Source organism: Microbacterium karelineae (genome assembly GCF_009745985.1).
Taxonomy (GTDB): Bacteria; Actinomycetota; Actinomycetes; order Actinomycetales; family Microbacteriaceae; genus Microbacterium; species Microbacterium karelineae.
Genome location: NZ_WFIX01000182.1, coordinates 71,539 through 93,411 on the forward strand (window position 1 = coordinate 71,539; position 21,873 = coordinate 93,411).

Genomic DNA, 21,873 nt, shown 5'->3' on the forward strand with positions numbered 1-21,873 from the left:
CTATCGCGAGGCCGCGCGATCGAGGCGCGTCGCCTGCGCGCGGGTGAGGCCCGCGGTCGCCGCCGGCGCGAGGTCGTCGATCTGGTGGGCGGCGAACGCATCGACGACGGGCGCGACGACACCGGGCTGGGCGAGGGCCCAGGCGAATGCGGTCGCGGCGGGCGTCAGCCCGGCCTCGTGCGAGACCGCGTCGAGCGCGCGGGCGAGGCGCCCGCGCCAGTGGAACAGGCGCGACGCGCGTCCGCCGGCCGTCGAGTGATCGCGGGCGAGCAGCCCGCGAGGAACGGCGTGCGCCGGCAGGACGGCGAGGTCCTGGGCGAGCGCGGCCTGTCGCAGATCCCGCTCGTAGCCCTCGCGATCCCCCAACCCGTACGGCACCTCGAGGACGTCGAGCCGCGGGTAGCCCGCGGACGCGAGCAGGCGCGCCTCCAGCACCTGGGCGGCGTCGACGCCGTGCGCCCCGACGGCGCGGACGCGCCCGCGCGAGACGAGGCCCTCGGCGTCGGCGAGCGCCTTCTCGAGCTGAGCGCCTCCCGGTGCGTGCGCCGCGGCATCGATGATCAGGACGTCGATCCGGTCCGTTCCGATGCGCGCGAGCATGTCGGCCACGCCCTCCGCGAGCGGCACCGCGCCGCGGTCGGTCCGCCGCGGCGCACCGACGCGCGCCGAGACGACGATGTCGTCGCGCACGCGGCGCGTGCGGATCCACTCCCCCACGAGCTCGGCCGCGAGCTCGTCCCGATCGTTCACGTGCAGGAGGTTCCCACCCGCCTGCGCGTAGCGGTCGAGAAGGACGGTCGCGGCGCGCGGCTCGGCGAGGCGCCCGAAGTCGCCGGTGCCGATGCCGAGCGGGAACACGTCGATCCCCGTGCGCCCGAGGGCGACCCGCGCGCCGTGCGCGACGGGAGGCCCGACCTCGGGCAGCGGCGCCGACGGATGCGGGCGCCCGGCCGTCGATGTTCGCGGTGCGTCCTCCGAAGACGACGCTGGTTCTGCGGTCTCCATCATCTTCCCCCTGGCGTCCATTGAAACGCGCCGAGGTGGCCGGACGGCGACAACACGCTCACGATTCCGTGACGATCGCACGCACGAGGGCCCGGCCGCCCCCATGGGGAGCGTCCGGGCCCTCGTGCGATCGTTCGGGATCAGGCCTCGACGGGCTGCTCCTCCGCGACCTCTTCCGCCGCGTCCTCCTGGACGAGCTCGAGCGACAGCTTGCCGCGGTCGTCGACCTTCGAGATCTTCACGAGGATCTTCTGGCCGACCGAGACGACGTCGTCGATGTTCTCGACGCGCTTGCCGCCGTTGAGCTTGCGCAGCTCGGTGACGTGCAGCAGGCCGTCCTTGCCGGGCAGCAGCGACACGAAGACGCCGAACTTCGCGATGTTCACGGCCGTGCCGAGGTACTGCTCGCCGACCTCGGGGTTGGTCGGGTTGGCGATCGCGTTGACCTGGGCGCGCGCGGCGTCGGCCGCCGGGCCGTCGGTCGCGCCGATGTAGACGGTGCCGTCGTCCTCGATCGAGATCGTCGCGCCGGTCTCGTCCTGGATGCCGTTGATCGTCTTGCCCTTCGGGCCGATCAGCTCGCCGATCTTGTCGACGGGGATCTGCACGCTGATGACGCGCGGCGCCGTGGGCGCCATCTCGTCGGGCGTGTCGATCGCCGAGTTCAGCACCTCGAGGATGCGCAGGCGCGCGTCCTTCGCCTGCGTGAGGGCGCCGGCGAGCACCTCGGACGGGATGCCGTCGAGCTTCGTGTCGAGCTGCAGGGCCGTGACGAACTCGCTCGTTCCGGCGACCTTGAAGTCCATGTCGCCGAGCGCGTCCTCCGCGCCGAGGATGTCGGTGAGCGCCGCGTAGCGGGTCTCACCGTCGACCTCCTCGGTCACGAGGCCCATCGCGATGCCCGCGACGGGCGCGCGCAGCGGCACGCCGGCGTTCAGGAGCGACAGCGTCGACGCGCAGACGGATCCCATCGACGTCGAGCCGTTCGAACCGAGCGCCTCCGACACCTGGCGGATCGCGTAGGGGAACTCCTCGCGCGTCGGGAGCACGGGGACGAGCGCGCGCTCGGCGAGGAAGCCGTGGCCGATCTCGCGGCGCTTGGGGCTGCCCACACGACCCGTCTCACCCGTCGAGTAGGGCGGGAAGTTGTAGTGGTGCATGTAGCGCTTGGAGGTCGTGGGCGACAGCGAGTCGATCTGCTGCTCCATCTTGAGCATGTTCAGGGTCGTCACGCCCATGATCTGCGTCTCGCCGCGCTGGAAGATCGCGGATCCGTGCACGCGCGGGATGACCTGCACCTCGGCGTCGAGCGGGCGGATGTCCGCGAGACCGCGACCGTCGATGCGGGCGCCGTCGCGCAGGATCCGGCCGCGCACGACCTCCTTCGTGACGCCCTTGTATGCGGCGGAGAACTCGGCGGGGGCAGCCGCGGGCAGCTCACCAGCCTCGGTCTTCTCGGCCACCTCGGCCTTGACGCGCGCCTTGAGCTCGTCGTCGGCATTCTGGCGCTCCTGCTTGTCGGCGATCTGGTAGATCTTCTCGAGCTCGCCCAGGGCCGCCTCGCGCACGAACGCGAACGCCTCGTCGCTGTAGGCGGGGAACGTCGGGAACTCGATCGGCTCCTTCGTCGACTTCGCGGCCATCTCGGCCTGCGCCTCGACGAGCTGCTTGATGAAGGGCTTGGCCGCCTCGAGGCCGCCGGCGACGACCTCCTCGTTCGGCTTCGTCGCGCCGCCGCGGATGAGGTTCCAGCTGTGCTCGGTGGCCTCGGCCTCGACCATCATGATCGCGACCTCGCCGTTCTCGAGCACGCGGCCCGCGACCATCAGGTCGAAGACGGCCTCGCCGAGCTGCTCGGCGTTCGGGAACGCGACCCACTGGTCCTCGTTCTGGCCGAGTCCCGGGATGAGCGCGAGGCGCACACCGGCGATCGGGCCCGAGAACGGGAGACCCGAGATCTGGGTCGACGCGCTGGCGGCGTTGATGGCGAGCGCGTCGTAGAACTCGCCCGGCGCGATCGAGAGCACCGTGACGACGATCTGGACCTCGTTGCGGAGGCCGCCGACGAACGACGGGCGCAGCGGCCGGTCGATGAGGCGGCAGACGAGGATCGCGTCCGTCGACGGGCGGCCCTCGCGGCGGAAGAACGAGCCGGGGATCTTGCCGGCCGCGTACGAGCGCTCCTCGACATCGACCGTCAGGGGGAAGAAGTCGAAGCCCTCGCGGGGGTGCTTGCCGGCGCTCGTCGCCGAGAGCAGCATCGTCTCCTCGTCGAGGTACGCCGCGACGGCGCCCTGCGACTGCTGGGCGAGGCGGCCCGTCTCGAAGCGGATCGTGCGGGTGCCGAAGCGGCCGTTGTCGAGAACGGCCTCGGCGGCAGTGATTTCAGGACCTTCCAAGAGGTCTCTCCTTTGCGTCATGCCCGCGACCGCGGGCGTGAGTGAGGAGCAGGAGCGAGGAGTTTCGTGCTGGCCACCAGGAGAAACCCACCGGCGCGCCTCGGCCGGGAAGCCACTTCTAGGGACCAGCTCCTCTGAGAGCCTGCTCCGCGATCATGTTGAGTTGACGGACTCCGAAGAATCCGCTTCCACCCTATCAGCGCGCACCTGTGCGGGCCGGATGCGGCCCATCGGACGTCAGGTCGATGCCGCGTCAGACCGCGGGCGCGCCGTCGGCGCCCTGACGTTCGCCGTCGCGCCTGCGGCCAGGCACGATGACGTAGTCGCTGTGCTTCGCGACCATGCCGTCGCCCGCCGTGCGTCCATGCAGGCGCCGCCAGACCCACGGCAGCGCGTGATGCGTGAGCCACGGGGCCGGATCCGCCTCGTCGTCGGTGTGGAACGCGTCGTCGAGATCGCCGAGCGCCTCGGCGTCGGGGATCCCGAGGACCTCGGCCGCGCGGTATGAGAGCAGGCGGTGTCCGCGCGAGGCGAGGTGCACCTTGTCGTCGGCGAACATCGACACATCGCACAGCTCGGGCAGCGCCTCGATGTCGACGAGGTATGCGCCGGTCTCGCGCGCGATCCGGCGCATCTCGTGCGCGAATCGCGCGAAGCGCCCCGCGAACACCCGCACGGCGCGCCGGCGCGGGAGGAAGGGCGTCACGAGCAGCACGTCGGCGCCCGAGGCGCGCAACCGCACGACGTTCGCCTCGAGCTCGCGCGCCGTGCGCACGGGATCCGCCGCGTGACCGATGAGGTCGTTGGATCCCATGAACACCGACACGAGGTCGGGCTTCAGCTCGAGGGCCGCCGGCACCTGATCCGCCGCGAGGTCGCGCATGCGGCGGCTGCGCACGGCGAGGTTCGCGTAGAGGAAGTCGGTCCCTGAGCTCTCGGCGAGCATCGTCGCGAGGCGGTCCGCCCAGCCGCGGTACTGGCCGGAGCGCTGCCGCGACGTGTCGCAGAGCCCCTCCGTGAGTGAGTCGCCCAGCGCCACGAACCGCCGCCAGCGCGGCGCCGTCGTGGGGGCGACGGGCGCGACGGGCCGCGTGGCCGAGCGCACGATGAGGCTGTCGTCGAAGCGCCGCAGCCGCACCGCCTCGGCGTAGTGCTCGAGCAGCTGCTCCGTGAGCGCCCGCCAGGTGCGGGCGCGCACGCTCGCGCGCGCCGCCTCGCCGAACGACCGGCGCTTGGCCTCGTCACCCAGGAGGTCGACGACGCGCGCACGCATATCGTCGAGGTCGCCTGGCGTGTACAGCCATCCGTCGATCGAGCTGCGCACGAGGTCGATCGGGCCGCCCGAGCCGGTCGCGACGACCGGCACGCCGCTCGCGAGCGCCTCCTGCACGGTCTGGCAGAAGGTCTCGGATTCGCCGGGATGCACGAAGACGTCGAAGCTCGCGACGGCGCGGCCGAGGTCGTCGCCGCCGAGGAAGCCCGTGAAAACCGCCCCCGGCAGCTCGCGCTCGAGGCGCGCCCTCTCGGGGCCGTCTCCCACGATCACGAGCCGCGCGCCGTCGATGTCGGTGAGCACCCGCAGGTCCTCGACCTGCTTCTCGTGCGCGAGACGACCGACGTATCCGACGATCCGCTCCCCCGGCGCGACGGCCTGCCGCCACGCGTCGTCGCGGTGCACGGGCGAGAATCGCTCGGCGTCGACGCCGCGGCTCCAGCGCCAGAGGCGATCCACGTCGAGGGCCGCGAGCTGCTGCTCCGCCGCGCTCGACGGCACGAGCGACATCGTCGCCCGCCGGTGCAGCCGGGCGACATGCGCCTCGGCGATCGCCGCCACGCCGGGGACGCCGTACCTCGCCGTGTAGGCGATGACGTCGGTCTGATACACGGCGATGGTGGGCACGCCGAGCCCATCGGCCGCGACCAGCCCCTGCCACCCCAGCACGGCGGGCGAGGCGAGGTGCACGACATCGGGCCGGAATCCCGCGAGGATCCGACGCACCTGCGCGACCGGCGCCACCGCGACGCGCACGTCCGGATAGCTCGGCAGCGGGAAGGAGGTCAGCAGCGCGGTCTCCGATGAGACCTCCACGCCGACGACGTCCGCGGGCTGACCGTGTGCGCGGGGCGCGACGATGAGGGTCTCATGGCCCAACTGTTCGAGATGGCGCACGACCTGGAGAACGGAGTTCGTGACCCCGTTCATGTGAGGCAGGAAGCTCTCCGCGACTATGGCGACTCGCATGGATACAGGATCGCGCGGGAACCCCCGGTCGCACGGTGGAACGGGCCCCGATTCGCGAGATGTTCACGCACCGCATCCGAGTGTTCAGCGGGCGTCCTCCTGCGTTCATCGCCGGGCCACGCGCCGTTCCCCTCTCCGGCACGGCGGTCTAGGCTGGCGCCATGAGTGCATCAGACGAGGACGTCTCCCCCAGCGACGAGATGAAGCGGAAGTTCCGGGAAGCTCTCGAGAAGAAGAACGCTCACCGCCGAGACGGCACGGCGCACCTCGACGGCGACTCGGCCATCCACGAGACCCACGCCGCCCACACGCAGCGGCAGTTCCGCCGCAAGAGCGGGTAGCCCCTACCGCGCGAGCAGGTCGGCGAAGGAATCCCCGCCACCGAGGTAGGTCTCCGGTGCGTAGGGGTCCGCGCGCGGCGCGGGCGATCCGCCGACGAGACGGTCCGCGAGCTCTCGCGCCGCGCGGTCGATCCGCTTCTGCAGCGGTGCGACCCGGTCGGCGCCCTGCCCCCAGTCGTCGCTCGCGGCGAAGACGCCCGTCGACACGGGCTCGGCGTGCAGGTACGTGAACAGCGGCCGCATGACGTAGTCGATCGCAAGCGAATGCCGGGCGGTTCCGGCCGTCGCGCCGAGCAGCACCGGCGTACCCTCGATCGCCTCGCGATCCAGCACGTCGACCCAGCTCTTGAACAGGCCCGAATAGCTCGTCGAGAACACGGGCGTCACGGCGATGAGCGCGTCGGCGCCTGTGACGTACCCGTTCGCCTCGGCGAGGGCCGGCGGCGCGAAGCCCGTGAGCATCGCGTTCGTGATGTCGTGGGCGAGGTCGCGCAGCTCGAACACGCGCGCCTCGACGACGACGCCCCGCTCGAGCATCTCGGACGAGACCGCCTGCAGGAGGCGGTCGGCGAGCAGCCGCGTCGACGACGGATCCGACAGCCCCGCCGAGACGACGGCGATCCGCTTCGCGCCGGTCATCGCGACGCCGCCTCGCCGACGGCCGCACCGGCGGCGTCCTGGTAGGGCGACCCGCCCGTGACGTTGTCGCCGCGGTTCGCGTTCGGGCGCGGCTGGCGCGGCTCGGCGTCGCCGTACTTCGCCCGCACGCGGGCCGCGTGCGTCGGGGCGTCGGGGACGCTCGCGGGTCGATCCTTCTGCAGCTCGCGGCGCAGCACCGGCACGACCTCCTCGCCGAGGAAGTCGATCTGCTCGAGCACCATCTTCAGCGGGAGCCCGGCGTGATCCATGAGGAACAGCTGGCGCTGGTAGTCGCCGAAGGTGTCGCGCATCGAGGCGTAGCGGTCGATGACCTGCTGCGGCGATCCGACGGTGAGCGGCGTCATCTCGGTGAAGTCCTCCATCGCGGGGCCGTTCCCGTACACCGGCGCGCTGTCGAAGTACGGGCGGAAGCGATCCACCGCGTCCTGAGAGTTCTTCGCCATGAACGCCTGCCCCCCGAGGCCGACGATCGCCTGCTCGGGAGCGCCGTGCCCGTAGTGGGCGAAGCGCTGGCGGTAGAGGTCGATGAGCCGCTTGTAGTGCTCCTTCGGCCAGAAGATGTTATTCGCGAAGAAGCCGTCGCCGTAGTACGCCGCCTGCTCGGCGATCTCGGGGGTCCGGATCGACCCGTGCCACACGAACGGCGGCACGTCGTCGAGCGGGCGCGGGGTCGAGGTGAATCCGCTGAGCGAGGTGCGGAACTTCCCCTCCCAGTCGACGACGTCCTCGCGCCAGAGCCGGTGCAGCAGGTTGTAGCTCTCGACCGCGAGCGGCAGCCCCTGACGGATGTCCTTGCCGAACCACGGATACACGGGACCGGTGTTGCCGCGCCCCATGACGAGGTCGACGCGGCCGCCGGCGAGGTGCTGCAGCATCGCGTAGTCCTCGGCGACCTTCACGGGATCGTTCGTCGTGATGAGCGTCGTCGAGGTGGACAGGATGAGGCGCTCGGTCTGTGCCGCGATGTACGCGAGCGTCGTCGTGGGCGAAGACGAGAAGAACGGCGGGTTGTGGTGCTCGCCGATCGCGAAGACGTCGAGACCGGCCTGCTCGGCGTGCACCGCGATCGCGATGATGTCTCGGATCCGCTGCGCCTCGCTCGGCGTCTGGCCCGTCACGGGATCGCGCGTGATGTCGCTGACAGAGAACAGGCCGAACTGCATGCCCTGCCAGGTCTCGCTCCGTGCGTCCTGCTCGCTCATGGTGTCCCCTTCCGCCGCGCGGACAGTTCCGCGCTTTGCATGCGTATGAATATACATGAGTGAACGCGTGCGCGCCGGATCTATTCCGAGACGCGCGTCACCAGATGAGGTCGGCGAACTCCGGGTGGTCGACGAACGGGTTCCGGTTGCCCTGCCAGTTCTCGAAGACGAGGTCGTTCCGCTCGCGCTCGCGCGCCGTCGGCGGATCCTCGCGGTGCCACTCGAGCAGAACCGACAGGCGCCCGATGTACGGCGCGGATCCATTCTCGACCTGGTCGTTGAGCTCGAGGTCGACGTACTGGTCGCCCTCGTATCGCACGGCCATGTACATCATCGCCCGTGCGATGTCGCCCTTCGCGGCATCCGGCGGCTCGAACGAGTCGGCGTCACGGCCGCACCCTGAGCAGCGATCGACCGCGCCCGACGTCTCGTCGAAGTCGAGGTTCCCGCGGGATGAGTTCACGGGCACGAGCTCGGGGAACAGGTGGTGCACGTCCGTGCCCGGCCCCTGTGCCGTGCCGAAGTCCCCGTGGCTCTTCGCCCAACTGTGCTCGCGGTTCCAGTCGTCGGCGTCGCCGCCGTGCTGCGCCTTCGGCATCGACACCTGCGAGTAGATGGTCACGACGCTCGTCGGGTCCGCCGGATCCTCGTCGATCTCCTGCAGCGCATCCCACACCTCCGCGTACGACAGCGTCTCGTGATCGTCGACGATGCCGTGCAGCGCGTCCTTCAGTGCGCCACCCGACAGGCCCTCCGCCGCGTCGTAGTACGCCTCGAGGTCGGCGGGCGGGCCGGGATCGCCCGTCGGCTCCGGCGACGGCTCGGCCACCCCGTCCGAGAGCGAGAACGCGCTCGGATCCTTGAGGCCCGGCGCCGAGAAGTACGACTCCAGCGATCCGGCGACCTCGATGCGCTCGCCGAGGAGGTCACCCCGCGAGGCGAGGCCCCAGTCGCCGCGGAACTCGCTCGTCACCTGCACGAAGAGCATGTCGTCGACGTCCGTCTCGCCCGGCGCGTCGGCGAGCGCCACGGCGTAGTCGTTCGGGAAGTCGCTCGTGATGACCGATGTCGTCGACACGGGCTGCCCCACGACGTAGCCGGCGACGGTCGCCTGCTCGCCCTGCGCCGCGATCGCCTCATCGACGCTCAGAGGGTCCGCGGCGTACGCCACGGATCCGATCGCCAGTGTTCCGATCGCGAGCGCGATGCTCGCGAGAATGGCGCCTGCGCGGCGCGGTCCGAATCGTCGCATGATCATGACTGCCAGGCTAGGGTCGGAGCGCCGCGAGCCGCGGACCGACCCGTGAACCCTCGATGAACTCCTGACACGGCGAAAGCCCGCCCCACACCTGGGACGGGCTTTCGAGAAGTCGATTGAACGCTGGGCGCTCAGCCTTCCTCAGCGACGGAGACCGATGCGCGCGATGAGCGCACGGTAGCGCTCGATGTCGACGCGCTGGAGGTATCCGAGGAGGCGGCGGCGCTGGCCGACGAGCAGGAACAGACCACGGCGCGAGTGGTGGTCGTGCTTGTGGTCCTTGAGGTGCTCGGTGAGGTCCTTGATGCGCCGCGACAGCAGAGCGACCTGGACCTCGGGGGATCCGGTGTCACCGGGGTGCGTCGCGTACTCTTCGATGATCGACTTCTTGACGTCTGCTTCCAGTGCCATGTAAGTGATCCCCTTCCTCGTCGTTGCGCGGCGCCCGACGCCTGATGCGCGAGCTCTCTTTATCCGCGGCCGTTTCTACGGCAACTGCAGAAGTCTACCCTACTGAAGGGCGCCCTGCAGATCGAGCGTGATCTTGACGTCCTTGCCGACGAGGACGCCGCCGGTCTCGAGCGCCGCGTTCCACGTGAGGCCGAACTCCTCGCGGTCGATCGTGGCCTGCGCGGTGGCGCCCGCCTTGTAGTTGCCCCACGGATCCGTGCCGAAGCCGCCGAGCTCGAGCGAGAACGTGACGGGCTTCGTGACGTCCTTGATCGTGAGGTCGCCGTCGACGAGCAGGTCGCCGCCCTCGGCGCGCACGCCCGTGCTCCGGAAGGAGATCGTCGGGTAGGCCTCTGCGTCGAAGAAGTCCGCGCTGCGCAGGTGCGCATCGCGGCCCTCGTCCTTCGTATCGATGGACGCGACGTCGGCGGTCGCCTCGACCGTCGCGTCGAGCGGGTTCTCCGGCAGCACGAAGGTCGCCTCCTTGACGGCGAACCGACCGCGCACCTTCGAGATCATCATGTGGCGCACTTCGAAGCCGACCTCGCTGTGCACGGGGTCGAGGGCGTAGGTGCCGGCCTTGTAGCCGGGGATGTCGAGAGTCATGCGTGCTCCTTGAGGTGATGGCGTGGGGTCGCGGCCGCCGCGACGCATCCACTATAAGCATTCATTTGCATGTAAATCAAGTCAGATGAATAGATATTCCCGCACGCGCACGACGGCGGGCCCGAGGAGGATCCTCGGGCCCGCCGTCGTGCGCGTGCGATCAGGCCGCGTCGATGAGGTCGATGATGAAGATGAGGGTCTTGCCGCTGAGGAAGTGGCCGCCGCCCTCGGGCCCGTAGGCCAGCTCGGGCGGGACCGTCAGCTGACGGCGACCGCCGATCTTCATGCCGGGGATCCCCTCCTGCCAGCCCTTGATGAGCATGCCGAGCGGGAACTGGGCCGGCTCGCCGCGGTTCCACGACGAGTCGAACTCCTCGCCGGTGTCGTAGTCGACGCCCGCGTAGTGGATCGTGACGGTCGCGCCCGCCTTGGCCTCGGCGCCGTCGCCGACGATGATGTCGCGGATCTCGAGCTCGGCGGGGGCCGGCCCATCCGGGGCGTCGAACTCGGGCTTCGTGCGGTCTGCAGTCATGGGTCCATCCAACCCCGACGAGGCCGGCAGATCAAAGCCCGTGCGCTGTGGGCGAAATCGGGTGCGTCGCCCGTGCCCGCGCAAAGAGCCAGCGCCCGGGTCTCGGCGAGGCCGGAGAACACAACGGGCGCTGGTCTATGGCTGTAAGAATCCCTCACCCGCACGCGCGTGTCAATACCCCACGCGGCGGAATTCTGCCGCGGCGTCAGCGCCCGACGGGCGCGAGGAGCTCGGCGCGCGTCTGCAGCATGCGGCGCAGCAGCGCCCGCTCGTCGACCGCGGCGAGCGGATCCCGCCCCGTCAGGGCCCGCTGCCGGGCCCACGCGAGCCGCGCGCCGTCGTGGATGAACCGCTTCATCATCGGGCGCCGGTCGCCCGGCAGTGTCGCCGCCCATGTGAGACCCGCCTTCCGCCCGGGGCGGGTCGACAGCATGTCGGCCTCCTGCGGCGTGAACCATCCCGCCCGCACATACTCCTCGAGGCGCTCCCGACGCAGACGCAGCTCCTCGAGACGGATCCGGATCGCGGCGACCACGCAGAGCGCGAACAGCGGGATCTGCACGAACAGGTACGGCAGGAAGAAGCCGGCGAAGAGCGCGGATCCGTTCCAGATGGCGTGCAGCGCGATCGCCACGACGAGGCCGACGAGCCACGGGCCGAAGACGTTCCTCCCGCGGCGCACCGCCAGCCCGACCGCGAAGCCGCAGGCGGCCGTGAACATGATGTGGGCGAACGGCGACAGCACGGCCCGCATGAAGAACGTGGTGGTCAGGTCGTCGACGCCGCCCATGAGGAACGACTCGACGAAGTACTTGACGTTCTCGACGAATGCGAAGCCCGCACCGATGAGTCCTCCGTAGACGATCCCGTCGAGGGCGCCGTCGAGCGCACGCCTCCCCATCGCGAGCACGACGAGGATCCCCGCGCACTTGAGCAGCTCCTCGACGATGGGCGCCTGCACAACCGAGCTGAACCCCGTGAACGTGGCCATGAACGGCAGCGTGCTCTGCACGAAGAGGCCGATCGCGAACGTGAGGATGATCGCGACGAACGCGCCCCACGCGACCGCGAACACGATCATCGCCCGCGGCTCCGGCTCCCAGCGGTCGAGCCACATGAGGCAGATCACGACGGCCGCGAACGGGATGAAGGCCAGCACGGACGCGATCGCGGGGCCGGCCGCGCCGTAGGTCGTGACGAAGAAGCCGAGAGTGGCGAGGGCACACAGCGCGACGACGAACCACAGCCAGAGCCACACAGAGCGCCCCTGCCGCAGGAGCGCGGGCGGCGCGACCGGCACATGCGGCTCGCCCGCCGGTGCCGGGTCGATCCGCTCCCCGGATCCGCGGTGTGGGGATGCGAAGGTGCGCGGCGGCCTACCCGGGTGCTGAGGGGTCGTCATGATGCCGCATTCTCCCACCGCACGTCGCGTGCAGGTTCCCACCACCCCGCGGATAGGCTGGTCATCATGCGCTTCGCCCACGTGACCCTCCCTGAGGCCGACGCCCCGATCCTCGCCCACGTGACCGACGACGGCGTCGTCGCCGTCTCGCGTCTCGTCGAGTCGGGGCCGACGACGCTCGAGGCCCTGCTCGCCGGCGGATCCGCGGTGCTCGCCGCCATATCGGCCGCCGCCGCGGCGTACGACGGCCCGCGCACGCCCGTCTCGGATGCGGCGTTCGCCCCCGCCGTCCTCGCCCCGCCGTCGATCATGGCGGTCGGCCTGAACTACTCGGCGCACGCGGGCGAGCTCAGCCTCAAAAGCGACGACACCCCCACGGTGTTCACGCTGTGGCCGAACTCGCTCGCCGGCCACGACGGCACGACGACCTGGTCGCGCGAGCTGAGCGAGTCGGTCGACTACGAGGCGGAGCTCGGCGTCATCATCGGCTCCCCCGCGAAGGACGTCTCCGAAGAGGACGCGCTCGACTACGTCTTCGGCTACACGGTCGTCAACGACATCTCGGCCCGCAACATCCAGTACTCCGAGGCGCAGTGGTGCCGCTGCAAGTCGCTCGACGGCTTCACCCCCGTCGGCCCGTACGTCGTGACGGCCGACGAGATCCCGGATCCCCAGGACCTGAAGATCTGGACGCGCGTCGACGGCGAGCAGCTGCAGGACGCCACGACGGGGCAGATGATCCGCTCCGTCGCGAAGCTCGTCTCCCACCTCTCGCGCGGCATCACGCTGCTGCCGGGCACGCTCATCTCGACGGGCTCGCCCGGCGGATCCGGATACTCGCGCACCCCGCAGGTGCTGCTGCGCGACGGATCAACCGTCACGGTCGGCGTCGAGGGCCTCGGTGAGCTCACGACGCACTGCCGCACCATCAGCTGACGTCGCTGGGCGCGCGCGACGGATCCGCCCCAGATCAGATCAGGTCAGATCTCCGACTCGCGCGCCGGCTCGCCAGCCCAGAGCAGCTCGATCTCCTCCACGATCCGCTCCCCGAGGCGGGCGATCTCGTTGCCCATCGACCCCGCGATATGCGGCGTCAGCACTGCGTTGGGCTGGGCCCACAGCGGGTGGTCGGGTGGAAGCGGCTCGGGCTCCGTCACATCGAGGACCGCATCGATGCGACCGGTGCGCAGCTCCGCCACGAGCGCATCGGTGTCGACGAGCGCTCCCCGTGCGGTGTTGATCAGCACCGCGCCATCGGCGAGCATGCGCAGTTCGCGCTCACCGATCATCCCCCGCGTCTGCGGCACCTCGGGCGCATGCAGCGAGACGACCGCGCAGCCCGTCAGCAGTGCCTCCAGATCGACCTTGCGCACGCCGAGCGCGTGGGCCTCCTCCGGCGACAGATAGGGGTCGCAGACGTCCACGAGAAGATCGAACGGACGCAGCATCTCGATGACCAGGCGCCCGACCGTCGATGCGCCGACCAGGCCGATGCGTCGCCCGTTGTTGCCCGCGTCGGGGAACGCCCCCTCTCGATCGATGAAGGAACGCCGTTCGCGATAGAGGCGCGACGACCGGAACGTCTCCTTGCCCGCCCACAGAATCGCGGCGACCGCGAACTCGGCGACAGGGATCGAGTTGGCGCGCCGGGCGTTGACGAGTCGAATGCCTCGCTCGCGAGCATACGTCGGATCGACCCCTGTTGCGCCTCCCATCGATGCGATCGCGCGCAGGTGCGGTGCACGGCGGAGGACACCTTCTGTGATCGGCGGGCCTCCCCAGCCCGTGAGGAGGACTTCGGCGGTCGAGAGAGAGCGGCGGGCGCGCTCGGAGTCGACGTCGCCGATGATCTCCGCGTCGAGATCCGCGACGGCCGCCAGCCGTCGACTCGACTCCTCGTCGAACAGCCGCTCGGCGATCGCCGGACTCATGGCGAGCACCATGGAGAGTCGCGCCTTCGAGTTCGATGATCGGGGCATGTGAAAACGTTATCTCGCCGGGTTCGAGACCTCAAGCCCCACGTTCGCGAGCATCGGACCTCTGTGGCGGCGGGGCCGTCGACTCGCGGATCACCAGCTGGGGAACAGCGACGCTCGACCCCACAGAGCGCTCTCCGTCGATCAACCGCTCCATGAGGCCGAACGCACGGGCTCCGAGATCCTCGAAGTCCTGGGCGACGGTCGTCAGAGACGGACGCCACATCCGGACGATCGGCTGATCGTCGAACCCGATCACCGAGACATCCTCCGGCACTCGGATCCCTCGATCCGAGAGCGCACGCATGAGCCCGATCGCGATCTCGTCATTGCCGCACAGCACGGCGGTCACGTCGACGCGCGCCGCGATGCGCTCGCCCCAGGCGTACCCCGAGGCGGCATCCCATTCCGATGCCATCGCTGTCGGCACGGGCGCCGACCGGGACGCGAGAGCTGCACGCCAGCCTTCGGTTCGTCCCGAATGCTTGCCCGCCGACGGGCCAGCGACGTAGTGCACGGTGGTATGCCCGAGACGGAGCAGGTATTCGGTCGCCTCCCGCGCCGCCGTGCGCTCATCGAGCAATGCGCCGGGGGCGCCCCTCCGACGTGCGCCTCCCCCGACCACGACGACAGGAAGCTCGGGAGGCAGCGATCGCGCCGCATTGATTCCCGCACGGTCGAACTCGAGCACGATCGCACCGGCGGTGGGCTGCGTCAGGGCGAGATCGACCGCGCGCGCGACGTGCGCGTCATCGGCCGACTCCACGACGGTGATCGTCACGGACATGCCCGCGTGGCGAGCGGCGTTCTCGATCCCCTGAATCGTGCGTGCGTAGCCGTAGTTCGAGGTTCCTCCTGCCAGCACGGAGATCAGCGTCCGCCTGCCTGACCGCATCAAGCGCGCCGCGACGTTCGGCCTGTACCCGACCTCGGCGACCGCGTCCCGCACTCGCGTCGCCAGTTCGGGCGCGACGCGCTTCGTCCCGTTGAGCACGCGGGACACGGTCGGCACCGACACACCAGCGAGGCGTGCGACGTCCGCCAGGACTGGTGGACGGTAGGGCTGCTTGAGCGTCATGGGACCACGATATGCGCAGACGTGTCAGGATGCTCGATTTCCCTCGAGCGAGCACTCGGCCATCGTCCATCGAGATCATCTGCAGAATCACGGCCTTCCCCTCTCGCAGATCATAGGATAACGTTTGCCTGTCAGGGTCGATGAGTGACCACCTTGCCGGAACGCATCAGTGGGTCTCGAAGCCGCACGATGCCAGCGCTCCAGACGGAGCTCGTCTCGAAGGAGAGACCGATGAAGAAGACAGCAATCCACTGGGCGGCGGCGAGCGTCACCGTCGCCGCCGCTGTGGGGCTCGCCGGCTGCTCGGCACCCCAGCCGGCCGCGACGGGAGACCCCGCCGATCCGGCGACGGACGGACCCATCACCATCGAGATCTGGGGCTGGAACGCCGAGACCGGTGATCAGATCGTCGACGCGTTCAACTCCGCGCAGGACGAGGTCGTCGTCGAGTACGTTCTGCAGGCGAGCAACACCGCCACGCAGACGAACTTCCGCAACGCGATGGAGGCCGACACCAACACGGCCTGCCTCGTGCAGGGCTTCGCCCCGATCACCACCATGGTGGTCAACGGCTGGGCGCAGGACATCACCGGTGCCGTCGAGGCGTCCTCCGGCGACTACAACGAAGGGTCGCTCGCGGCCGCGCAGGTGAACGGCAGCTACTACGGCGTCCCCGCGGGATCCGACGGGCAGTTCCTCATCTACAACCAGGCGACGTTCGACCAGTACGGCCTCGACGTGCCGACCACCTGGGAGGAGATGCTCGAAGCAGGGCGGACGTTCAAGGAGCACGGCGTCGACATCACGAACCTCGCGGGCGAGGATCCGTCGCCGCTCATAAATCTCGCGCAGCAGGCGGGCGCCGAGTGGTTCGCGATCGACGGCGAGCGGTGGGTCGTGAACTTCGTCGACGACGCCACCCTGCAGGCGGCCGACGTCTTCCAGCAGCTGATCGACGAGGACCTCGTCTCGAACCAGACCTACCAGGACCGTCCCGCGCTCTACTCGTACTTCGACTCGGGCAACATGGCGTTGACGAGCACCCAGTGGTGGTCGCTGACGGGCCTGCAGACGAATCTGCCGGAGTCGGCCGGCGACTGGGTCGCCACCGACCTGCCGCAGTTCGCGGATGCGACCGAGGTCGTGACGCCGGGCCGCGCGCTCCCCTCGTTCGTTCCGGTGAACTGCGAACATCCCGAGGCCGTCATGACCTACATCGACTGGCTCTCCACGCCCGACGGAATCGAGGCGGGGCGCAACCCCGAGACCGGCGCCGTGAGCTTCCCGGTCCAGGTGCAGGATCCCTCGCCCTACGTCGAGGAGATCATCCCCGAAGGCTTCTTCGCCGACGACGCGGCGGCCGGCGAAGTCATCGTCGAAGCGCAGTCGAACGTCATCGGCAAGTTCGAGCTCGGCCCGAACTACGACGCATGGTTCCCCGAGCTCCAGGACCAGTGGGGTCAGGCCGTCGCCGGAGACATCACCATCGAAGAGGCGCTGACGGCCGTCCAGGACTTCGTGGTCGGCGACCTCGAGGACAAGGGCATCGCCGTCGTCGCCGGCGACTGACCCGGTGCGCGAGGGGAGAGAGCAGATGACGACGACACAGGACGTCCGCGCCGGAGACGGAGCGGGCCGCGCCTCCGGCGCGGCCCGCTCTCCTCGCGGCTCCCGCGTGCGCTGGCGCCAGCTGATGGCGTTCAAGGGAGCGTCTCTGACGTTCCCCTTCCTCGCCGGCTTCACGCTGTTCGTGATCGTTCCGGTCGCGATGGGGCTCGGGGAGAGCGTCTTCGCCATGCGCAGCGCCGGGCTCGGATTCGGCGAGGCGACCGTCGAGTTCGTCGGACTCGAGCACTTCATCAGCGGCTTCCAGGATCCCGTCTTCTGGGGCGGAATGCTGCGAGTGTTCCTCTACGCCTGCGTGATGGTTCCGCTGACCCAGGTCCTCAGCCTGATCGCGGCGCTGCTGCTCGACGCGGCGCGCAGGCGCGTCGCCGCGCGGTTCCGGATCCTGCTCCTGCTGCCCTACATGGTGCCGGGCATCGTCGCGACGCTCATCTGGATCTACCTGTACAGCCCCGTCGTCGGACCGATCACGGGCACGCTCGCGCTGGTCGGAATCGAGCCCAACTTCTACTCCGCTGAGCTCGTCTGGGTCTCGATCGGAAACCTGGCGCTGTGGAGCGCGCTCGGGTTCAACATGCTCATCCTCTACGGCGGCCTGCAGTCGGTGCCGCACGAGATCTTCGAGGCCGCGCGTCTGGACGGCGCCTCCGAGCTTCGCCTCGCCGTCTCGATCAAGGTGCCGTTCGTGCGCGGCCCCCTCGTGCTGACCTCGCTGCTGTCGATCATCGGCACGCTGCAGCTGTTCGATCAGCCGCTGTTCTTCCGCAGCGTCACGCCGGAGACGATCACCAAGGACTTCACCCCGGCGATGATGATCTACAACCAGGCCTTCCAGGTCGGCAATCTCAACTACGCGACAGCTCTGTCGATCATCCTCGCCCTCGTCGTCGGCATCGCCTCGGCCCTCATCTACCACGCCACGAACAAGGAGGAGAAGGAATGAGCGCTCCGCGAACCCTCACCGGCGCGACGGCCAGGGTCATCCTGCCGCCGCGTCGCAAGCGCCGGCGCGGCAGCGCTGAGCCCACGTCGGCCGCCGAGGCGACGGGTGCGTCCCGCTGGGTCGTCCTCGGCGTGCTCATCCTTCTCGCCCTCTACTCCGTCGGCCCCCTGTGGTGGCTGCTCGTCTCGGCGACGAAGACCCGTGGGGATCTCTACCGCTCCAATGGCATGTGGTTCGCCGACTTCAACCTCTGGGACAACCTCGTGGCCCTGTTCACCTACCAGGACGGGATCTTCTCGCTCTGGATGGCGAACACCGTGCTCTACGCGGGCCTCGGCTCGATCGGACTGACGGCCGTCGCGTTGTCGGCCGGATACGCCCTCGCGAAGTACCGGTACCGCGGGCGAGGGGCGACCATGGCGCTGATCATCGCATCGTTCCTCATCCCCGGCAGCCTTCTGATCGTGCCGACCTTCATCCTCTTCACGCGGATCGGGCTGTACGACACGATCTGGGCGATGATCCTCCCCGGCATGTTCGGGGCGTTCTCGGTCTATCTCGCGAAGGTCTATGCCGAGGGCGCGGTGCCGACAGAGCTCATGGAGGCAGCGCGAATCGACGGCGCGGGCGAGTACCGCATCTTCTTCTCCATGGGCACGCGGCTGATGACGACGGCGGGGGCGACGATCTTCCTCCTGCACTTCGTGCAGTCGTGGAACACGTTCATGTGGCCGCTCGTCTTCCTCAAGGGCGAGGAGAAGTGGCCCGTCATGCTCGGCCTCTACTCGTGGCTGCAGCGCGGCATCGACAGCCAGTACGACCTGACGGGGCTCGTCATCGTCGGATCCCTGATCTCGACGATCCCGATGGTTCTCCTCATGGTCGCGATGCAGCGCTACTGGCGGTCGGGACTCACCATCGGCAGCTTGAAATAGCCGGCCGCGCCGCCCGCCGCACACCCGCTCCCACCCCACCATCCTCTCGGAGGTCACCCATGCTCACTTCCCGCTTCGCTCCTCGTGGCGAGATCATCCCGGGCGCACTGTTCGTCGACGACCGCGGAGAGGTCGCGCAGCTCCATGGCGTGGGCGTCCAGCGCTTCGGCGACCTGTTCTGGGCGTGGGGCGAGGACAAGTCGCGCGGCGGGCTGTTCGGCGGCGTCGCGTGCTACTCGTCTCCCGACCTCGCGACCTGGACCTCACACGGACACGCGCTCGCGGTCGACCCCACGGTGCCCGACCTCGGCCCGGATCGCGTCGTCGAGCGCCCCAAGGTGCTGCGGAATGCGGCCGGGACCTATGTGATGATGCTGCACATCGATTCGGCCGACTACGCGGATGCGCGCGTGGGCTGGGCGACGGCGACTCGCCCCGAGGGGCCATACGAGTACCGGGGATCCGAGCGGCCTCTCGGGAACCTGAGCCGCGACATCGGCGTGTTCGCCGACCGTGACGGCACCGGGTATCTGATGAGCGAGGATCGGGATCACGGTCTGCACGTCTACCGACTCACGGAGGATCTCCTGGGCGTCGCGGAGATCGTCTCGACGACGCACGCGCCTCCCAGCGATCACCCGCTCGGAACCTACGGGTTCGAGTCCCCGACGATGATCGAGTGCGGCGGGCTGTACGTCCTCCTGGGATCGGACCTGACGGGTTGGTCGACGAACGACAACAAGTATGCGACCGCTCCGTCGCCGGCAGGCCCGTGGAGCGACTGGCGCGACGTCGCACCGCCCGGATCGAAGACGTTCGATTCGCAGGTGTCGGTCGTGGTGCCGGTGACCGGATCCGAGGCCACGACGTACGTGTACATGGGAGATCGGTGGAACCGCGACGACCTGTTCCACTCGGCGCCCGTGTGGCTGCCCCTTCGGGTCGACGGCACACAGGCTCGACTCGAGTGGCGCGAGGCCTGGACCCTCGATGTCGCGACGGGAGTCGTGTCGTGACGGTCATGCTCCCCGGCCTCGAGCAGTCGACGGAAGAGCGGCGGGAGTGGGGCAACGACACGCTGAGGGTGGCGATCGCGCACGGGCCCGACAGCGCGCCGCGGCTCCTCGCCGTATGGCACGTCGACGAGGACGCGCCCGATTCTGCGGCACGTCGACGGTCTGCGCTCCCTCTCCTCGAAGTCGCCGTTCTCGGGGAGGGCCGCGAGGGAACTGCGGGGAAGCGACACGTCGACGGCGCCGCGGCCCAGCGCATGCGCATGGCCGACTGGCGCGAGCTGCGCCGCGGCGATGTCGCCGTCCTCGAGATCGACATCGCAGATCTCGACAGCGGCCTGTTCGCGACCGTCGTATACGAACTCGCCGACGGCGTCCCCGTCCTCCGCACCTGGGCACGCGTCACCTCGGAACACGACGCGCTCCTGGAGTACGCGACGACGGGTGTCCTGTCCGGACTGGGGCACAGCCTCGCCTGGGAGGACGACCTGATCCTGTGGGATGCACCGAACCCGTGGAGCGGAGAGTTCCGGTGGCGATCCGCCTCTCTCGCGACCCGCGGCCTCTACGACGTCGGCATGTCGCGCTACGGACAGGTCGGCGCGAAGAACCGCATCGCGATGACGTCGACCGGAGCCTGGTCGACCTCTGAGCGCCTGGCCGAGGGCATCCTCCAGGAGCGCCGGTCCGGACGCATGCTCGCCTGGCACATCGAGTCGAACGGCGCCTGGCACACCGAGCTCGGCGACCGCTACGGCGACGTCTACCTCGCGGCCATGGGACCGACCGCGCTCGAGCACCAGTGGAGCGGCCGTGTCGGTCCCGAAGCCTCTGTCGACACCGTGCCGGTCGCGTTCGCCGTGGTCGTCGGCAACCCGCACGGCGACGACGCGACCCTCGCGGACCTCGGCGCCGCGCTCACACGTCATCGCCGCCGCACCCGACGCGCACACCCCGATCATGACGGCCTTCCCGTGGTCTACAACGACTTCCTCAACGCGCTCATGTCGGATCCCACGTCCGAACGCGAGCGCCCGCTGATCGATGCCGCCGCTGCGCTCGGCGTGGAGTACTACGTCATCGACGCCGGATGGTACGACGACGAGTCCGGCGGGTGGTGGGACGCGGTGGGCGCCTGGCTGCCATCGGAACGACGCTTTCCCGACGGCGGCCTCGACGCGGTCATCGACCGGATCCGCTCCGCCGGTATGCGGCCGGGACTCTGGCTCGAACCGGAGGTCGTCGGCGTGCGCAGCGAGGTCGCGCAGTCCCTGCCGCCAGAGGCGTTCTACCAGCGCGACGGACGGCGTGTGACGGAGTGGGGGCGGCATCAGCTCGATCTGCGGCACCCGGCGGCGAAGGCACATCTCGACAGCGTGGTCGACCGACTCGTGGAACGGTTCGGGCTCTCGTACCTGAAGCTGGACTACAACATCGACATCGGCGCCGGCACGGACCGCGGCGCCGGCGAGGCGCCGGGGACCGGCCTCCGCGAGGCGAGCTCCGCCTTCCTCGCATGGGTGTCGGAGATCATGGACCGGCATCCGGGCCTGGTCATCGAGGGATGCGCGGCCGGTGGCTCGCGCCTGGATGCCGCGAGTGCCCGGGTGTTCCCGGTGCAGTCGCTGACGGATCAGCAGGACTTCATGCTGACGCCGCCCATCGCGGTCGCGGCGCCGCTGACGCTCCCTCCCGAGCAGTCGGGCGTGTGGGCCAGCGTGGACGGCGGGATGTCCGACGAGGAGACGGTGTTCTCGCTGGTCACCGCCATGCTCTCGCGCGTGCACCTCGCCGGCCGGATCGACACCCTGCGCTCGAGCCAGCGACGAATCGTCTCGGACGCGCTCGCCGTGCACAGATCCCTCCGCGGAGCGGCATCGCGCGCAGTCCCCATCTGGCCGCTGGGACTTCCGGGATGGCGCGACGAGTGGATCGTCCGCGGAGCGCGCGACGCCGACGACCTCTATCTCGCGGTCTGGCGCCGGGACGGTGCGACGGCCGATGCCGAACTCCGCGTGCCGCTCCCCGGCCTGACGGCCACGGGCCCCGTATCGGCGCTGTTCCCGGTCCTGAGGGACGCGCCCGCGCGGATCGTCGACGGCGGGTCCGCCGTCCTGATCCGGCTGCCGCCGGGCCCGTGCGCTCGTCTGTACCGTCTGACGGTCGCGGATCACGTTCTCCCATCCTGACCACTCACACTCGAGG

The 21,873-nt window shown here is 69.7% G+C and carries 19 protein-coding genes; 7 read left to right on the plus strand and 12 right to left on the minus strand.

The genetic code is table 11. The features are described 5' to 3' along the window. The 3 genes from GB932_RS09400 to GB932_RS09410 form a co-directional block, all read right to left on the minus strand. Positions 1 to 1,008: an aldo/keto reductase gene (locus GB932_RS09400; protein WP_197517411.1), complete on the minus strand. Its 1,008-nt coding sequence runs from the start codon at positions 1,006 to 1,008 to the stop codon at positions 1 to 3. A 137-nt stretch (positions 1,009 to 1,145) separates the two neighbouring features. After that, positions 1,146 to 3,404 carry a polyribonucleotide nucleotidyltransferase gene (locus tag GB932_RS09405; RefSeq protein ID WP_156760439.1) on the minus strand — a complete coding sequence of 753 codons (2,259 nt, stop codon included), beginning with the start codon at positions 3,402 to 3,404 and terminating at the stop codon, positions 1,146 to 1,148. Between the two features lie 253 nt (positions 3,405 to 3,657). Continuing rightward, positions 3,658 to 5,646, minus strand: a complete 1,989-nt coding sequence (locus GB932_RS09410) for a GDSL-type esterase/lipase family protein (RefSeq protein ID WP_156760440.1) — start codon at positions 5,644 to 5,646, stop codon at positions 3,658 to 3,660. Positions 5,647 to 5,807: 161 nt separating this feature from the next. Here GB932_RS09410 and GB932_RS09415 point away from each other — a divergent pair, with 161 nt between their 5' ends. Further along, positions 5,808 to 5,987, plus strand: a complete 180-nt coding sequence (locus tag GB932_RS09415; protein WP_156760441.1) for a DUF5302 domain-containing protein — start codon at positions 5,808 to 5,810, stop codon at positions 5,985 to 5,987. A gap of 3 nt (positions 5,988 to 5,990) precedes the next feature. Here GB932_RS09415 and GB932_RS09420 read toward each other — a convergent pair whose 3' ends face one another. From GB932_RS09420 to GB932_RS09450, 7 genes are all read right to left on the minus strand, one after another. Beyond that, positions 5,991 to 6,626: an FMN reductase gene (locus GB932_RS09420; RefSeq protein ID WP_156760442.1), complete on the minus strand. Its 636-nt coding sequence runs from the start codon at positions 6,624 to 6,626 to the stop codon at positions 5,991 to 5,993. Further along, positions 6,623 to 7,849 carry an LLM class flavin-dependent oxidoreductase gene (locus GB932_RS09425; protein WP_231916100.1) on the minus strand — a complete coding sequence of 409 codons (1,227 nt, stop codon included), beginning with the start codon at positions 7,847 to 7,849 and terminating at the stop codon, positions 6,623 to 6,625. Before GB932_RS09425 ends, GB932_RS09420 begins: the two co-directional genes overlap by 4 nt. 97 nt (positions 7,850 to 7,946) lie before the next feature. Then, the gene (locus tag GB932_RS09430) at positions 7,947 to 9,107 is read right to left on the minus strand and encodes an endonuclease (protein ID WP_156760443.1); all 1,161 of its coding nucleotides are present in this window, start codon (positions 9,105 to 9,107) and stop codon (positions 7,947 to 7,949) included. A 141-nt stretch (positions 9,108 to 9,248) separates the two neighbouring features. Next, the gene (rpsO, locus tag GB932_RS09435; protein WP_110590319.1) at positions 9,249 to 9,518 is read right to left on the minus strand and encodes a 30S ribosomal protein S15; all 270 of its coding nucleotides are present in this window, start codon (positions 9,516 to 9,518) and stop codon (positions 9,249 to 9,251) included. A 99-nt stretch (positions 9,519 to 9,617) separates the two neighbouring features. Further along, complete coding sequence (locus tag GB932_RS09440) at positions 9,618 to 10,163, minus strand: YceI family protein (protein ID WP_156760444.1); 546 nt, start codon at positions 10,161 to 10,163, stop codon at positions 9,618 to 9,620. A 160-nt stretch (positions 10,164 to 10,323) separates the two neighbouring features. Further along, positions 10,324 to 10,695 (minus strand): FKBP-type peptidyl-prolyl cis-trans isomerase, encoded by a 372-nt coding sequence (locus tag GB932_RS09445; protein WP_156760445.1) that lies wholly within the window; start codon positions 10,693 to 10,695, stop codon positions 10,324 to 10,326. A 205-nt stretch (positions 10,696 to 10,900) separates the two neighbouring features. Next, on the minus strand, positions 10,901 to 12,097 hold the full coding sequence (locus tag GB932_RS09450; protein ID WP_156760446.1) for a PrsW family intramembrane metalloprotease: 1,197 nt from the start codon (positions 12,095 to 12,097) through the stop codon (positions 10,901 to 10,903). Between the two features lie 66 nt (positions 12,098 to 12,163). Here GB932_RS09450 and GB932_RS09455 point away from each other — a divergent pair, with 66 nt between their 5' ends. After that, positions 12,164 to 13,033, plus strand: a complete 870-nt coding sequence (locus GB932_RS09455; RefSeq protein WP_156760447.1) for a fumarylacetoacetate hydrolase family protein — start codon at positions 12,164 to 12,166, stop codon at positions 13,031 to 13,033. Between the two features lie 44 nt (positions 13,034 to 13,077). Here GB932_RS09455 and GB932_RS09460 read toward each other — a convergent pair whose 3' ends face one another. After that, the gene (locus GB932_RS09460) at positions 13,078 to 14,076 is read right to left on the minus strand and encodes a hydroxyacid dehydrogenase (RefSeq protein ID WP_231916101.1); all 999 of its coding nucleotides are present in this window, start codon (positions 14,074 to 14,076) and stop codon (positions 13,078 to 13,080) included. Between the two features lie 31 nt (positions 14,077 to 14,107). Further along, a complete protein-coding gene (locus GB932_RS09465) occupies positions 14,108 to 15,151 on the minus strand; it encodes a LacI family DNA-binding transcriptional regulator (RefSeq protein WP_156760448.1) in 1,044 nt (347 codons plus the stop codon). A 231-nt stretch (positions 15,152 to 15,382) separates the two neighbouring features. Between GB932_RS09465 and GB932_RS09470 the strand changes: the two genes are divergently transcribed. From GB932_RS09470 to GB932_RS09490, 5 genes are read left to right on the plus strand one after another with little or no spacing between them, the layout of a single operon-like run. Then, the gene (locus GB932_RS09470) at positions 15,383 to 16,720 is read left to right on the plus strand and encodes an ABC transporter substrate-binding protein (RefSeq protein WP_197517412.1); all 1,338 of its coding nucleotides are present in this window, start codon (positions 15,383 to 15,385) and stop codon (positions 16,718 to 16,720) included. 25 nt (positions 16,721 to 16,745) lie between these two features. Continuing rightward, on the plus strand, positions 16,746 to 17,720 hold the full coding sequence (locus GB932_RS09475) for a carbohydrate ABC transporter permease (protein ID WP_197517413.1): 975 nt from the start codon (positions 16,746 to 16,748) through the stop codon (positions 17,718 to 17,720). After that, the gene (locus GB932_RS09480; RefSeq protein ID WP_156760450.1) at positions 17,717 to 18,655 is read left to right on the plus strand and encodes a carbohydrate ABC transporter permease; all 939 of its coding nucleotides are present in this window, start codon (positions 17,717 to 17,719) and stop codon (positions 18,653 to 18,655) included. Before GB932_RS09475 ends, GB932_RS09480 begins: the two co-directional genes overlap by 4 nt. 59 nt (positions 18,656 to 18,714) lie before the next feature. Then, the gene (locus tag GB932_RS09485; protein WP_156760451.1) at positions 18,715 to 19,671 is read left to right on the plus strand and encodes a family 43 glycosylhydrolase; all 957 of its coding nucleotides are present in this window, start codon (positions 18,715 to 18,717) and stop codon (positions 19,669 to 19,671) included. 5 nt (positions 19,672 to 19,676) lie between these two features. Continuing rightward, complete coding sequence (locus tag GB932_RS09490) at positions 19,677 to 21,857, plus strand: glycoside hydrolase family 36 protein (protein WP_231916126.1); 2,181 nt, start codon at positions 19,677 to 19,679, stop codon at positions 21,855 to 21,857. Positions 21,858 to 21,873 lie beyond the last annotated feature (16 nt).

Bases quoted from the DNA above. Each gene is read 5' to 3' on its own strand.
- GB932_RS09400 (WP_197517411.1), bottom strand. From the start codon at position 1,008: ATGATGGAGACCGCAGAACCAGCGTCGTCTTCGGAGGACGCACCGCGA.
- GB932_RS09410 (WP_156760440.1), bottom strand. From the start codon at position 5,646: ATGCGAGTCGCCATAGTCGCGGAGAGCTTCCTGCCTCACATGAACGGG.
- GB932_RS09415 (WP_156760441.1), top strand. From the start codon at position 5,808: ATGAGTGCATCAGACGAGGACGTCTCCCCCAGCGACGAGATGAAGCGG.
- GB932_RS09420 (WP_156760442.1), bottom strand. From the start codon at position 6,626: ATGACCGGCGCGAAGCGGATCGCCGTCGTCTCGGCGGGGCTGTCGGAT.
- GB932_RS09425 (WP_231916100.1), bottom strand. From the start codon at position 7,849: ATGAGCGAGCAGGACGCACGGAGCGAGACCTGGCAGGGCATGCAGTTC.
- GB932_RS09430 (WP_156760443.1), bottom strand. From the start codon at position 9,107: ATGATCATGCGACGATTCGGACCGCGCCGCGCAGGCGCCATTCTCGCG.
- rpsO (WP_110590319.1), bottom strand. From the start codon at position 9,518: ATGGCACTGGAAGCAGACGTCAAGAAGTCGATCATCGAAGAGTACGCG.
- GB932_RS09440 (WP_156760444.1), bottom strand. From the start codon at position 10,163: ATGACTCTCGACATCCCCGGCTACAAGGCCGGCACCTACGCCCTCGAC.
- GB932_RS09445 (WP_156760445.1), bottom strand. From the start codon at position 10,695: ATGACTGCAGACCGCACGAAGCCCGAGTTCGACGCCCCGGATGGGCCG.
- GB932_RS09450 (WP_156760446.1), bottom strand. From the start codon at position 12,097: ATGACGACCCCTCAGCACCCGGGTAGGCCGCCGCGCACCTTCGCATCC.
- GB932_RS09455 (WP_156760447.1), top strand. From the start codon at position 12,164: ATGCGCTTCGCCCACGTGACCCTCCCTGAGGCCGACGCCCCGATCCTC.
- GB932_RS09460 (WP_231916101.1), bottom strand. From the start codon at position 14,076: ATGCCCCGATCATCGAACTCGAAGGCGCGACTCTCCATGGTGCTCGCC.
- GB932_RS09465 (WP_156760448.1), bottom strand. From the start codon at position 15,151: ATGACGCTCAAGCAGCCCTACCGTCCACCAGTCCTGGCGGACGTCGCA.
- GB932_RS09470 (WP_197517412.1), top strand. From the start codon at position 15,383: ATGAAGAAGACAGCAATCCACTGGGCGGCGGCGAGCGTCACCGTCGCC.
- GB932_RS09475 (WP_197517413.1), top strand. From the start codon at position 16,746: ATGACGACGACACAGGACGTCCGCGCCGGAGACGGAGCGGGCCGCGCC.
- GB932_RS09480 (WP_156760450.1), top strand. From the start codon at position 17,717: ATGAGCGCTCCGCGAACCCTCACCGGCGCGACGGCCAGGGTCATCCTG.
- GB932_RS09485 (WP_156760451.1), top strand. From the start codon at position 18,715: ATGCTCACTTCCCGCTTCGCTCCTCGTGGCGAGATCATCCCGGGCGCA.
- GB932_RS09490 (WP_231916126.1), top strand. From the start codon at position 19,677: ATGCTCCCCGGCCTCGAGCAGTCGACGGAAGAGCGGCGGGAGTGGGGC.